The sequence below is a fragment of the Paraburkholderia fungorum genome, from assembly GCF_046027215.1.
Lineage (GTDB): Bacteria > Pseudomonadota > Gammaproteobacteria > Burkholderiales > Burkholderiaceae > Paraburkholderia > Paraburkholderia fungorum_D.
The window spans coordinates 2,590,973-2,604,635 of record NZ_JAQQEN010000002.1; the positions used below are offsets into that span (position 1 = coordinate 2,590,973).

Consider the following 13,663-nt stretch of genomic DNA (forward strand, 5'->3'; position numbering starts at 1 on the left):
GCCCGTCATGAGTCTTCCCATTATTCTCGCGCTGGCATTCATCGGCAGCATATTCCTGATCTGGCTAGTCGCCCGGATGGGTTCATCGTCGCTCAAGGCTGGCTCCAGCCAGATGGCCGGTGAGATCGAATCGTCCCTCGCTGATGCTTTTGTGTTCGTGAACCGGCAAAAGATGGCCGCGTGGAGCATGCTCGCCATCGTCGGACTGCCGATCATTGTTTTCCTGTTGAGTCACAGCATTTTGATCGCGCTGGCAGCCGTGCCGATCGCCATGTGGTTGCCAAAGAAGTATCTGGCGCGCATGCGTAAAAAGCGCATCGAAATGCTCGAAAAGCAATTGCCCGATGCGTTGCTGATGATGTCCGGCGCATTGCGTGCCGGTGCGAGCTTTCCGACTGCGCTCGAAGCGGTCGTGCATGAAAGCGCCGCGCCGATCTCACAAGAGTTCGACCTGCTGATGCGGGAAATTCGCCTCGGCATCGATCTCGACATTGCCATGCGCAACGTCGAAAAGCGTATCCCGATTCCTGACTTCATGATGGTGACGGCCGCCGTCACCATTGCGCGAGAGGTCGGCGGCAATCTCGCCGAAGCGTTGGAGTCCGTCGCACGCACGCTGCGCGAAAAATTGCAGATGGAAGGCAAGATCAAGGCGCTCACCTCACAGGGACGCATGCAGGGCATCGTGATGACGTGTCTGCCGCTGTTCCTTATGCTGGTTCTGCGTTTCATGGAACCGAAGGCGATGGCGCCACTTTTCAATGAACCGGTCGGCTGGGGCACGTTGGCTGTCATCGGCGTGATGGAATTTCTCGGCTACATGTCGATTTCCAAGATCACTAACATCGACGTATAACCTATGCTGCTATTCATTGCTTTTGCCATCAGTATCGGCGTAATTATCGTCGGTGTTATCGCTTTCAAATCGATCAACGGTTTGACCGGCGTCATTCCAGACGAGGATCGCGTTTTCCTCGACCCGTTGCCCAAGTCGCTGCGGATGTTGTGGCCACTCGTCAATTTTGTCGATTTCCATTTCGGCAATATATTCAGCAAAAAACTCGTCGAGAAAACCGATCTGCAACTGCGGCTGACCTCGCTTACGTTCCTGATGAACGCGCGGCAGTTCCTCTCCCTATCGATCATTGCTTCGGTACTGGTCTCGCTCGTCGCGCTTCTCCTGATGCTGGTACTCGGCATGTTTTCGGTGTGGATACTGGTCGGCGTGGCCTTGCTCGGCTACTTCTACCCCCGCATCTGGACACGTGACGTCCGGCGCCGACGTGTGGCACAAATATTGAAGCACCTGCCGATCTACCTCGACTTCCTGACACTCGCTGTCGAGGCTGGCCTAAACATCAATGGCGCTATCCAGAAAGCCGTCGAAAAGGGGCCGGCGGGACCATTGCGCTGGGAGCTGGAGCACGTATTGCGCGACCTGAAATCTGGCCTGAACCGCACGGAATCACTGCGCCGACTCGAGGACCGCTTGCGTATCAAGGAAGTGACGAATCTCGTGGGTGCCGTTGTTCAGGCCGAACGAATGGGTTCGGGGCTGGCGAAATCATTACGCTTCCAATCGGAACAGCGCCGCTCGGAGCGATTTCAGCGAGCGGAGAAGCAGGCGATGGAAGCGCCGGTGAAACTGGTGTTCCCGCTGCTGATGTTCATTTTCCCGATTACCTTCATCGTTCTGGGATTCCCGATCGCGATGAAATTCGTGCAGGAAGGTCTGCTGTGAAATTGACCCGCCTGCACGTCCACGGACATGACACCGGCGTCAAGGTGTCGATCACCGAAACCACACGTGAGCGCATGCGGGGTCTGCTTGACCACGATCATCTCCCGGTTGACGAGGCGTTGCTTCTCAAGCGCTGCGGGTCGGTGCATACGTTCGGCATGCGGTTTGCCATCGACGTGATCTTTCTCGATCGACACCAGCGCATCGTCGCGATCCGTCACGAGGTGCCTAGACGACGCATGTTGTTCAACCTGCGCGCCACGCAAACCCTGGAAATGCCGGCTGGCGCCGCTCAGCAGCTCGGTTTTGTGCTCGGCGCCCCTCTTGAATTTGAGGCCTTCTGGTGAATCACCCAAATTTTGTATCGCAACAGTCTCCGTCGCGCCGGTCGCGATCGATTCGTCGCACTCGGCCGAGCGGTCAGACAGGTCAGTCGATGGTGGAATTCATCATCATTGCGCCATTGCTGTTGTTCATGTGTTTTGGCATTGTGCAGTTCGTCCTGATCTATCAGGCCAAATCGACACTAGATGTCGCGGTTCTTGAAGCCGCGCGTGAAGGCTCGGTCAATAACGGCTCCATGAAAGCGATGCGCGGCGGTCTGGCGCGCGGTCTCGCACCAATCTATGCGCGCTTCGCGGATGCCGACGGCGTAAGCGCCGCACTCGCCCGCGCGCAGGCTGACGCGACCAGCTTCAGCACCATCACGATCCTCAACCCTACGCCGAAGGCCGTGCAGGATTACTCGCGGCCACGTTCCTACCCTGATCAAGGCGCCACATATTCAGAAATCCCCAACGATTCGCTGATGTATCGCGATTCGTCCATACCGGCAGGCGCGACTTCTGGAATGAACATTCAGGATGCCAACCTGTTGAAAATTCACGTGCATTACTGCTATGACATGTATGTGCCGCTGGTGAGCAAGGTGCTTTACTACGCTGTGAATGTTATCGGCAGCATCGGCACGATGGGCATTTTGACGCGCGAGCCGGCAAACAAGAACCAAGACCCGTACGGCTCACCTCAGAAAGGTGACTATTTGTGCAAAGTCAAACTTGAGGATGGCATCGCGACGGGCCGCTGGCCACTGTCATTGGATTCGGAAGCGACGGTGCGCATGCAGTCGCCGCTTAGAAACGCCGCGATGAACGACTCCCCGAATCCCACGGGTTATTGATGACGCACCGCCTGAACGACTGGCTGCGCGCTTCTTCTGACACCGCGACCAAGCGGTGTCGCGCCGTACCGAATGGAACATTGCCGGGCGCACGACTATATCGGTCAATGCTTGTCTACCTGTTCGCAGGGGTGGCGTACTTGCTAGTAGCCGCGCAGGCCGCTGATAGCAAGACCGTGCGCGTCCGTCATGCGTCCGGGGTTGTCATGATGATCGGCGGAACGTCGAACGCTGACGCGATCGTCGCTCCGCCAGTGCCTGCTGCCTTAGCACAATCAGGTGCATTGCTTGACGACACCAGCCGGCTATCGGTTGTGATGCAGCCTGGCGTTCCGCTATCGGCCGCAGCAGCGATCCCGCCGTCTTCCACCTCCGTCACCTCCCGGGTCATGGCGCTTTCGCCGATGATCGCGGAAGCCGCACGCGCCGCCAACCTGGACAGCGCGCTGCTAATGGCGGTGATCGACGTGGAATCAGGCGGCAATCCGCAAGCGGTCTCGCCCAAGGGTGCAACGGGGCTCATGCAGCTAATGCCCGGCACGGGCGCGCGGCACGGCGCGTCCGATCTGTTCGATCCGCGCCAGAACATCGCTGCGGGCGCACGTTATCTGAAGCAGCTGATGCGCCAGTTCGGCGATCTGCAACTCGCGCTAGCGGCTTATAACGCCGGCGAAGGCGCTGTGCAAAAGTATGGTGGACAGATACCGCCGTATGCGGAGACGATGAGTTATGTGCCGAAGGTAATTGCCCAATATAAACGGTATCAGGATGCCACGTCTTCTACGGGCATCATATCGGCGCAAGACGTATCGGACAGCGTTCGCGGACGCTTCTTGCTGGTCCGTTCAGGCGCCGACGATTGAAGATGAAGCAGGAGATCAGTGCTGCTCGACCGAGCCGAGCGCTTCCTGCACAGACACATCGAGACTCTCGAGCGCATTGACTACGAGTGGCAGAAGCGCTTTTGCAAGTGCGACTTCACGCTCTCGCGTGGCTGTTTCCAGTCGTATCAGCAATGCAATTAGCGCCTTGCAGTCGAGCAGGCGTGCGGACCCTGCGATCCGGTGCGCAGCACTGCCCACCATGTCCCACGACTCAGCATCGAAACTGTCGAGCAATAGCGTGAAGGTGGGTCGATTGGTGTCGAGAATTAGCTGAAGCAGGTGTCTGGCAGTACCGGCGTCGTCGCAAGCAAGTTCAAGGACTTTCGCACAGAACGATTGGCGTTCACTGGGTGCAAGCGCATCGTAGTGTTGCGCAGCCAACGCATTGCACAAAGCAATTTCATCGACAGGTGCTGTCAGGACATCGTCAAAGTGCTCGGTCAGCACAGCGCGTGCCGAATCAGAAACGTCGGACGGTACCACCGCAAATCGCAGGCTGTCGGCGGGCAGAGCAGAATGGTGGGGCATAGCCGTCATCTCTCGACCGCAGGACGTCCATTGCACCAACAGCAGCCTCGCCGAAGCCGGCGTCACAGCAGCATCCGCGCAAGACGTAAAACCGAGACGTTCCAGCATTGCACCCAGGACCTTCGCCTGTCCCCACCCAGCATCATCGCCGGTCAGAATTGCATAGTTCATTGTGTCAACCTCACTCATATCATTGCGACGACGCAATCCGGCAGCGGCGCGCCATATCGATTAGTTCAACGAGTGACTTGACGCCAAGCTTTTGCATAATGCGGGTCTTGTGGCTACTGACGGTCTTGTTGCTAATAAACAGTGCATCGCCGATCGCCTTGTTTGACATACCTTTCGAGAGCATCTGCAAAATCACGAGTTCCTTATCCGATAACAGCGTCAGCCTGTCTTCTTCACCCGTCACATTCGCGGAAGGCGACATGCCGACGCCGTTGGCCGTGACCGGAAACACCGTATAGCCCGCCAGCACCGCCTCGACGCCACGCAGGATTTCCTTCATCTCCTGCGACTTTCCAACGAAGCCGTGCACACCGGAGCGCATCACCCGCGGCGCGAACGTAGCCGGGTCCTGACCAGATAACACGAGCAGGCGGATCGACGGATGGGCGAGTTTAAGACGCGGAATGACATCGAGCCCGCTGATACGCGGAATGTCGAGATCGAGTATTGCAAGCTTCGGCCTGTGCTGCCGTGCCATTTCGACAGCAGTTTGCCCATTGTCGGCCTCGATCACTTCCTCAACGCCAAGCAGTTGCATGAGCTGCATCTTGATGACCAGTCGAAATGCGGGGTGGTCATCGATAACGAGAATGGTAGACATATATTGCATTCCTCATGAAAGCTTCCCCTTGTGGCTCCGTCTCCCGACACCCAGCCGCATTCGACCGGATGTGCGAGCAGGTGCGCTCCAGCCTCGCGGCAGGAAACTGCAGGGAATGATTGTTAAGTGGCTCGTCGCTGAGCCGGGATACAACGCCGGCTAGTCGCAATATCGACCGGCTGCACGACGTCGGCATCCGCTAATGCCGACGGTCATTCCTGACGCGTAGGCACGCTATGAAGCGGCGCGTATGAAATCGATTTCGACACGCCGGTTCGGCGCAAGGCATTTCACCAGTTTGTCGCGGGCCGTTTGCTTGCAGGTAACCACCTGATTTGCGCGGCCCTGGCCTTGAGCGGTCATCGGCAATGTCACGCCGTGGCCGCGCAGATATTGCTGGACCGTCTGTGCGCGCTGCAACGACAGACTCTGGTTGTACGTATCGCTGCCGAGACGGTCGGTGAACCCCGTGATCCTGAGCTCGCGTATAGCGGAAACCTGCTTCAGGCTCGTTGCGACATCATCAAGACGTTGCCGACCAGCCGGCAAGATTGCCGCCTCGTCGCTGCCGTTGAAACGGAACATGGAATCGGCGCGCAACGTAATTTTTTGCGGGGCCTGCGCTGCGGGTGCGGGTGTCGCCGTCTGCTTTGCCTGTTTGCATTGCAACGCCGTTTCCGCTGACTTGCGCAAGTTGTCCTGCACTTCCGGCAAGCGCTTTTCGGCGCTGGAGAACCTGCGCGCCCATGCGTCATGCCCGGCTTGCATCAGTTCGACTTCGGCACAGGCAAGCGGCCGTTGCGCCTCCGGACATTGCGCGGTGGCAGGATCAGCCTTGATGGTATTGACGATCTTCCACAGATCGGGGCGCACCGTCGACACAGTACGCAAGGCCGGGTTAGCGGCGGATAACGGCGTGCCGTTTTCGAGGCTCATGGTGATCATCGCCGCCTGACCAATGGCTTCTTCGACGAAGCCCCACTGATCGCTACCCTGCCGTACCTGTTCGCCGGCATCCAACCAGCATTGCGCCTTCGCGTGAAAATAGCTGTTCTTGTCGCCTGGCACCTGATCCAGACGCTGTTGCAACGATGCCAGCGCAGTGCGGCTGCTGACGATCGGCGCGTAGGCCCCGACCCATTGCCCGTTGACCGCGCCGGCGGCCTCGTCTTGCGAGGCGCCAACGCCCGATTTCAGCACGGTGATATCTTCTATGCCGAGCCGTTCACGCGCGGCATGATCCGCGCACCCTGACAGGGCCAACGCGCACGCGAGGATCGTTAGCTGGAGTTTCATTGGTTTTCTGCGTCGAGCGCATCTTCTTTTAAGAAGGTACTGAGTATGAAGAGACGCAGACGGGCGGGGAATGGGAAGATTCTTAGATATGACGTCGGGGAGGCGACGCTCCTCAGAACAGTTGCATCAAGGACCACGAACGAAACTTCGCGATCCTGGGTCGCATCGGCATGAATCTGCTCACGCGCGGACACCTCCGCGTCAAACGAGATTCTGGATCAGCCGATTGTCGTCGACGTTTGAGTGGCGCACCTTGCGGCAGCGATGGGCAAGCCTCTCAGGCTGCCCGATCGTTTCGCGGGTTGCATGACACTCAGGCCTTCACCGCCCGCGCCGCATTGCGCCCGCGCAGCCACTCCAGCGCCAATAACAGACCTGTGGAGAACACAATCAGAATCGTCGCCAGCGCTGCAATTGTCGGGCTGATATTCTCGCGAATCCCGGTGAACATCTGCCGCGGCAGCGTTGTCTGGTCGGCGCCAGCGAGGAACAGCGTCACCACCACTTCATCGAACGACGTGGCGAACGCGAATAACGCACCCGAGATCACGCCCGGCGCGATCACCGGCAACGTGATGCGGAAAAACGTCTTCAGCGGATTAGCACCAAGCGACAGGCTTGCGCGCACGAGGTTGTAGTTGAAGCCTTGCAGCGTCGCCACCACCGTCGTCACGACGAACGGCACGCCGAGCGACGCATGCGCGAGGATCAGCCCGATATAGGTATTGGCCAGTCCAAGCGGCGCAAAGAACAGATACATGCCGACGCCCACCACCACCACCGGCACGATCATCGGCGAAATCAGGACCGCCATTAGCAACGCTTTGCCGCGGAAATTCGCTTTGGTCAGGCCGATTGCAGCCAGGGTGCCGAGCACCGTTGCAACCACCGTCGCGGACGGCGCCACAATGAAGCTGTTCTTCGCCGCCATACGCCATTCATCGGACGCGATCAGATTCTGATACCAGCGCAGCGACCAGCCCGGAATCGGATACACCAGAAACGTGCTCGATGAAAACGACAGCGGCACAATCGCCAGCACCGGCAGGATCAGATACAGCAGCGTGAGCACGGCAAGCGCGCGCAGCGCGAAATACCACACGCGCTCGACCCAGGACGTGTGCGGCGCAAACAGGGGCTTGGCAAGTTTCATCGCGAGTAGGCTCCGATCAGGCGTTCAGCCGAGGCTCAGGGAAGAACGCGTGAAGCGCCCATAGATCACGTACAGCACGAGCGTCGCAGCGAGCAGCAAGCCGCCGAGCGCACACGCCATGCCCCAGTTGATCGTCACGTTGGTGAAGTACGCGACGTAGTAGCTGACCATCTGATCGTTCGGTCCGCCGAGCAGCGCCGGCGTGATGTAGTAGCCGATTGCCAGAATGAACACCAGCAATGCGCCCGCGCCGATGCCCGGATACGTCTGCGGCACATACACGCGCCAGAATGCGGCGAACGGATGACTGCCGAGCGAGATCGCGGCGCGTTGATACGTCGGCGGGATCGACTTCATCACGCTATACAGCGGCAGGATCATGAACGGCAGCAGGATGTGTGTCATCGAGATATACACGCCGGTGCGGTTGAACAGCAGCGCCAATGGATCGTGCAGCAGGCCGCTCGCGATCAGCGCCTTGTTCACCAGCCCCTCGCTTTGCAGAATCACGATCCACGCGGCCACGCGCACGAGGATCGAAGTCCAGAACGGGATCAGCACCAGAATCATCACCAGATTCGCGCGACGGTCGGACAGCGTCGAAATCCAGTAAGCAAGCGGGTAGCCGAGCAGCAGCGCAAAAATCGTCACGGCGGCGCCGATCACGAAGGTGCGGCTGAACACGGCGATATAAATCTGTTGCTCGGGGTCGGTCTCCTTGATGTGACCGAACGCGTCCTGCTTATGGTCTAAAGAAGCCAGCAGATAGAACGGCGAATACGCGCTGGAATTCTTCGCGATCGCCTGCCAGTAGGCGACATCATTCCAGCGCTCGTCGAGTTCGACGAACTTGGCGTGCATTTGCGCGGGGGTCAGCGTCAATGGCTTGCTGTTCTCGTCGACGAACGGCATCGCGCGTGCGGACTTGGCCACCAGCGAGCGATAACCCGGAATCTCGACGTTCAACCGCCGCGCCAGCGCACCCATACCGTCGCTATCGGCGATTGCGGTGAGATCGGTGGCTAGTGCGACGTAAGCGGTGTCAGCAGGCAGCGTCTTGCGGTCCCATCCGCTCAATGCCTTCAGCGTATGCGGCAGCGCGTTGACCACTTCGGGATTTTGCGCGGCGCGCGTCAATAGTGCGCCAATCGGCACGACAAAAATCAGCAGCAGAAAAATGGCGAGCGGCGCAATGAGCAGGAGCGCCATTGCGCGCTTCTTCGCTTCCGCGGCCTTCAACTCGCGTTTGAGCCGAATGCTCGACTCGGGCGTCGAATCAGCGGCAATCGTCATCGTAGTCACACCCGTCTCCAATCCCACGCATCAGGCCGCGCACGCCTGTCGGACCGACATGCGTGCGCGTGGCGTTACATCATTAAAGCGCGGCCTCCAGACGAGACCACGCCTTCTCCCAGCGCTCTGGTTACTTCGAAGCCCACGACGAAAAACGTTGCTCCAGCTCATCGCCGTGATCAGTCCAGAACGCAAGATTCTGCAGCACCGCGTTCTTGCCATTGGCCGGCGAGTTAGGCAGATTGGCGAGCGTCTTCGCATCGAGCGACTTGATCGCGGCCACATTCACCGGACCGTACGCGATGTTATGCGCGTAGTCCTGCTGCGGCTTCGACGAGATCGAATAAGCGATGTACTTCTCCGCCAGCGCCTTGTTCGGCGTGCCCTTCGGAATCGCCCAATAGTCGAGGTCGTAAATGCTGCCGTTCCACACCACCTTCAGGTTCTTGCCTTCCTTCTGCGCGGCGTCGATGCGGCCGTTGTACGCGGTGGACATCACCACGTCACCCGCCACGAGGAATTGCGGCGGCTGTGCGCCCGCTTCCCACCACTGGATATTCGGCTTCAGCTCGTCGAGCTTCTTGAACGCGCGGTCCTGGCCTTCCTTGGTGGCGAGCACCTTGTAGACGTCCTTCGGCGGCACGCCGTCGGCCATCAGCGCGAATTCGAGGTTGTAGCGCGCGCCCTTGCGCATCGCGCGCTTGCCCGGGAATTTCTTTACGTCCCAGAAATCGGCCCAGCCGGTTGGCGCGGTTTTCAGCTTGTCGGCGTTATAGGCCAACGCGGTCGACCACACGAAGAAGCCGACACCGCAGGCTTGCGGGGCTTCCGGAATCAGATCCGACTTCTTGCCGATCTTCGACCAGTCGAGCTTCTCGTACAGTCCTTCGTCACAGCCGCGGCCGATATCGCCGGATTCGACTTCCACCACGTCCCAGTTCACATGCTTCGCTTCGACCATGGCCTTCACTTTGGCCTGCTCACCGTTGTATTCGACGGCGGTCACCTTGTTGCTCGTCTGCGTTTCGAACGGCTGGTTGAATGCGACCTTCTGCGCGTCGCCATTCGCACCGCCAAAATTGACGACCGTCAGTTCGGCTGCATTGACTTGCGCGGCGCCCAGCGCCAGCGCCACAGCACCGACAGCGATGGCGCAGCGCGATTTCCCGATCTTGCTCATGGTGTGTTGCTCTCCTTTGGTGGTGTGCTTCAAGCGAAGTCCAGTACGGCTTGTTATGTGCTGCTTACTTGAACTACTTGCATCGAACAAACTACGTCGAACGGTTTGCGCGATCAATCAGCGTATTCACGCCCCTGCGAATACCCGCAGATGCTCGGGCGCGAACTCCAGCGCGACCGGCGCGCCGGGCGCAAAGGTATCGAGCAGTGCGGTACCGAGCGGCACCTTGACGAAGCACTCGTCCTGCTCCGGCAGGCCACAGCGCATGCGCACGTGGTCGCCGAAATAGATCAGACCGCGCGCTTCACCGGCGAGCGCATTGGCGCCCGGACGGGACACGCCATTTGCGAGCTTCATACGCTCGGGCCGGATGCACGCAACCGCTGGCGTGCCAGCCCGCGCGCCGCCAATATTGCGACCGGTGAGCCGGGTGCCGTCAATCAGATGAAACTCGCAGTACTCGCCGTCGACATTCGCGATCGTGCCGCGCAGCTTGTTGCTGTCGCCGATGAAGTTCGCGACGAACTCGTTGCACGGCGATTCATACAGACGGTCCACGGTATCGAGTTGCTGCACGATGCCCTTATCGAACACGGCGACGCGATCCGACATGGTCAGCGCCTCGCCCTGATCGTGCGTGACATACACGAAGGTCACGCCCAGCTTTTCGTGCAATGATTTAAGTTCGTACTGCATGTGTTCGCGCAACTGCTTGTCGAGCGCGCCCAGCGGCTCGTCCATCAGCACGAGCTTGGGTTCGAACACCAGTGCCCGCGCGAGTGCGATACGTTGCTGCTGACCGCCGGAAAGCTGCGCCGGATAGCGCTTTGCGAAGCTCTCCATGCGCACCATCTTCAGCGCGTTATCCACGCGATGCGCGCGTTCATCCGCGGAAAGTTTGCGCACCGTCAGCGGATACGCGACGTTCTGTTCGACCGTCAGATGGGGAAATAGCGCGTAGTTCTGAAACACCATGCCGATATTGCGCTTATGCGGCGGCACGGTATTGAGCAGCGTGCCGTCGAGCCAGATCTCGCCGCCGGTGGGAAATTCGAAGCCCGCCAGCATCATCAGACACGTGGTTTTGCCGGAACCGGACGGTCCGAGCAGCGTCAGGAACTCGCCCTGGTAAATATCCAGATCGAGCTGTTTGACGACCAGCGTTTCGCCGTCGTACGTCTTGCGCACACCCCGAAAGCTGACGATCACGTCATCGGTTTTCATCGCCCTTGTCTCCTCTGCGTTCCGGCTGGCTCCCTCCGCGAGACGGAGGGATAGTGTCAATTGCGTGGCTCACTATAGTCTCTTACGGTTCTACAATATGGAACCATTTCATTATTCCGGATAGAACCACTTGGACACCGTCATCTTGTCGGATTGGCTCGCGGCGCGGCTCGACCGCACGGCCACCGAACCGGTCTACAGGCAGACGTTGCGGCTGATGCAGCAGGCCATCCTGACCGGCCAGTTGCCGCCCGGCACCAAGCTGCCCAGTTCGCGCTCGCTCGCCGAGGACCTCGGCATCGCACGCAATACGGTACTACACGTCTACGACCAGCTGACCGCCGAAGGCTATGTGATCTCGACCACCGGCAGCGGCACCTATGTCGCCGACACGCGGCCGGATACAGCGGCAGTGAACACGCGCAAGAAACCGGCGGTGGCGAGCGTCGACCAGAAAGGAGAGACGGCCGCCGCGCCCACGGAGACCCCTAAACGCGATCTCAGCGACCTCTCCACGCGCGGACGCAGGCTGATCGATCAGGCCGGTGTGTCCGCCAAACAATGGGGCGCGTTCATGCCGGGCGTGCCGGATGTCGCCGAATTTCCGGCGCGCACATGGAGCCGCTTGCAGGCGAGATTGTGGAAGGAGGCCAATCCCGACCTGCTGACCTATGCACCGGGCGGCGGCTATCGGCCGCTGCGGCGCGCACTGTCCGACTACCTGCGCGTGGCGCGCTCGGTGAACTGCACGCCGGATCAGATCATCATCACCACGGGTATTCACCAATCCATCGATCTGGCGGTGCGCTTATTGACGGACGTCGGCGATCGCGCGTGGGTCGAGGAGCCCTGCTATTGGGGCGCGCGCAGCGTGCTGCAATCGTCCGGCATCACGCTGGTACCGGTGCCGGTGGATGACGAAGGACTCAACCCGCGCGAGCAGGATCTGCAACAGCCGCCGCGCCTCGCGTTGGTCACGCCGTCGCATCAATACCCGCTCGGCATGGTGATGAGCCTCGCGCGCCGCCGCACGCTGCTCGAATACGCGCGCCAGCACAACGTCTGGATCATCGAGGACGACTACGACAGCGAATTCCGCTATGGCAGCCGTCCGCTTGCATCGCTGCAAGGACTCGACGAGGCCGGCCAGGTGATTTACGTGGGCAGTCTGGGAAAAATGCTGTTTCCGGGCTTGCGGATCGGCTACATGATCGCGCCGGAGCATCTGGTGGACACATTCCGCACGGGCGTGGCGGAGTTGTACCGCGAGGGACAGCTGATGCAGCAGGCCGTGATGACCGAGTTCATCATGGACGGCCATCTCACCTCGCACGTGCGGCGCATGCGGGCGCTCTACGGCGAGCGCCGGCAGATTCTGATCGACGCGATCACCGCGCGCTTCGGCGACGAACTACCGGTCATGGGCGACGAGGCTGGCCTGCATCTGGTGCTCGGCCTGCCGGATCACGCAAACGATCGCGCGGTGACGGCAGCCGCTTACGACGCCGGCGTGATCGTGCGGCCACTCGCTGCGTACTACAGCAGCGAAACGCCTGCGCGGCGCGGCTTGCTGCTGGGCTACGCGTGTGTCGCGAATGACAAGATCGGCCCGGCGTTCGACACGCTCGCGCGCGTCATCGAGCAAACGGCGTTGAAAGCGCCGACACGCGCGGCGTGACAGCTTCGCCCGTCGCCGCCCAGGCGCATGGCCTGGGCGGCGCGTTTCATGGCACGGCTGTCACGCCGGGTGGCTCGAACTGTCACTGTCCGAAGGCGTCTGTGGACGCGGTACGCCACGTTCGATGATATGAATCCTGGCGGGACGACCAGCGGCCGCATCGACGTGCGCTTCCTTGAACTCCAGCGCGCCCTCCGCTACCTCGCGCGGCGGCATCACCTTCAGCGCTTCGGGCGTACGGCCAAGCTGCCTCGCGGTAAATGCGGTGTTGTGGTCGACGTTGTCCTTCAGTGACGCGCCCTTGAACCCACTCGCATCGATTTCGTAGATATCGTAGTGACCCGCGCCAAACTCGCTGTCGCCGAACGCCTGCGCGCCTTGTAGTGTCTCGGAGACGATAATCGCGTCCCCCGAAATCATCTTGCCGATGCCGCCGAAATGAGCGGAAGGCTCGAAACCATGTTCGAGAATCGCATCGCGATGGAGACCAGAATCGACTCGATACACCTTGGTGAACGTCGTCTTCTCCAGCATGCCGTTCTCGTTGACACGCATGCCTGCCGGAACAGCCTCCGGACTGAGATCGAGATTGGGCGAACGCGCTCCCACGGCAGACGAAGACGGTAATTCGCTTTGCTTTTGTACTGGTGAACTCGAAGAAGTGCTGTCCGTCG

General features: G+C 60.1%; 14 protein-coding genes. 6 read left to right on the plus strand and 8 right to left on the minus strand.

What is annotated here, in order from left to right; genetic code table 11:
• Positions 1 to 7: 7 nt before the first annotated feature.
• The 5 genes from PQR27_RS31940 to PQR27_RS31960 all read left to right on the plus strand — a co-directional run bounded on the left by PQR27_RS31940 (position 8) and on the right by PQR27_RS31960 (position 3,784).
• Positions 8 to 856, plus strand: a complete 849-nt coding sequence (locus PQR27_RS31940; protein WP_408527551.1) for a type II secretion system F family protein — start codon at positions 8 to 10, stop codon at positions 854 to 856.
• 3 nt (positions 857 to 859) lie between these two features.
• Entirely contained in the window at positions 860 to 1,741 is an 882-nt protein-coding gene (locus PQR27_RS31945; RefSeq protein WP_408527552.1) for a type II secretion system F family protein, read from the plus strand.
• Positions 1,738 to 2,088, plus strand: a complete 351-nt coding sequence (locus tag PQR27_RS31950) for a DUF192 domain-containing protein (protein ID WP_408527553.1) — start codon at positions 1,738 to 1,740, stop codon at positions 2,086 to 2,088. The genes PQR27_RS31945 and PQR27_RS31950 overlap by 4 nt, the downstream gene beginning before the upstream one ends.
• 89 nt (positions 2,089 to 2,177) lie before the next feature.
• Positions 2,178 to 2,921 carry a TadE family protein gene (locus tag PQR27_RS31955; protein WP_408527554.1) on the plus strand — a complete coding sequence of 248 codons (744 nt, stop codon included), beginning with the start codon at positions 2,178 to 2,180 and terminating at the stop codon, positions 2,919 to 2,921.
• A gap of 107 nt (positions 2,922 to 3,028) precedes the next feature.
• Positions 3,029 to 3,784, plus strand: coding sequence for a lytic transglycosylase domain-containing protein (locus PQR27_RS31960; protein ID WP_408527555.1), 756 nt, complete (start codon positions 3,029 to 3,031; stop codon positions 3,782 to 3,784).
• Positions 3,785 to 3,799: 15 nt separating this feature from the next.
• On the opposite strand, the gene PQR27_RS31965 is transcribed toward PQR27_RS31960, so the two are convergent.
• From PQR27_RS31965 to PQR27_RS31995, 7 genes are all read right to left on the minus strand, one after another.
• The gene (locus PQR27_RS31965) at positions 3,800 to 4,504 is read right to left on the minus strand and encodes an Hpt domain-containing protein (protein WP_408527556.1); all 705 of its coding nucleotides are present in this window, start codon (positions 4,502 to 4,504) and stop codon (positions 3,800 to 3,802) included.
• Positions 4,505 to 4,523: 19 nt separating this feature from the next.
• Complete coding sequence (locus PQR27_RS31970; protein ID WP_408527557.1) at positions 4,524 to 5,165, minus strand: LuxR C-terminal-related transcriptional regulator; 642 nt, start codon at positions 5,163 to 5,165, stop codon at positions 4,524 to 4,526.
• A gap of 234 nt (positions 5,166 to 5,399) precedes the next feature.
• Complete coding sequence (locus tag PQR27_RS31975; RefSeq protein ID WP_408527558.1) at positions 5,400 to 6,461, minus strand: OmpA family protein; 1,062 nt, start codon at positions 6,459 to 6,461, stop codon at positions 5,400 to 5,402.
• A gap of 313 nt (positions 6,462 to 6,774) precedes the next feature.
• Positions 6,775 to 7,614: an ABC transporter permease gene (locus PQR27_RS31980; protein WP_408527559.1), complete on the minus strand. Its 840-nt coding sequence runs from the start codon at positions 7,612 to 7,614 to the stop codon at positions 6,775 to 6,777.
• A gap of 24 nt (positions 7,615 to 7,638) precedes the next feature.
• Positions 7,639 to 8,907: an ABC transporter permease gene (locus tag PQR27_RS31985; protein WP_408528369.1), complete on the minus strand. Its 1,269-nt coding sequence runs from the start codon at positions 8,905 to 8,907 to the stop codon at positions 7,639 to 7,641.
• Positions 8,908 to 9,037: 130 nt separating this feature from the next.
• A complete protein-coding gene (locus PQR27_RS31990) occupies positions 9,038 to 10,087 on the minus strand; it encodes an ABC transporter substrate-binding protein (protein ID WP_408527560.1) in 1,050 nt (349 codons plus the stop codon).
• 126 nt (positions 10,088 to 10,213) lie between these two features.
• A complete protein-coding gene (locus tag PQR27_RS31995) occupies positions 10,214 to 11,311 on the minus strand; it encodes an ABC transporter ATP-binding protein (protein WP_408527561.1) in 1,098 nt (365 codons plus the stop codon).
• Positions 11,312 to 11,441: 130 nt separating this feature from the next.
• On the opposite strand from PQR27_RS31995, the gene pdxR reads away from it, so the two are divergent.
• Complete coding sequence (pdxR, locus tag PQR27_RS32000; RefSeq protein WP_408527562.1) at positions 11,442 to 12,989, plus strand: MocR-like pyridoxine biosynthesis transcription factor PdxR; 1,548 nt, start codon at positions 11,442 to 11,444, stop codon at positions 12,987 to 12,989.
• A 60-nt stretch (positions 12,990 to 13,049) separates the two neighbouring features.
• On the opposite strand, the gene PQR27_RS32005 is transcribed toward pdxR, so the two are convergent.
• A complete protein-coding gene (locus tag PQR27_RS32005) occupies positions 13,050 to 13,523 on the minus strand; it encodes a hypothetical protein (protein ID WP_408527563.1) in 474 nt (157 codons plus the stop codon).
• Positions 13,524 to 13,663: the final 140 nt, after the last annotated feature.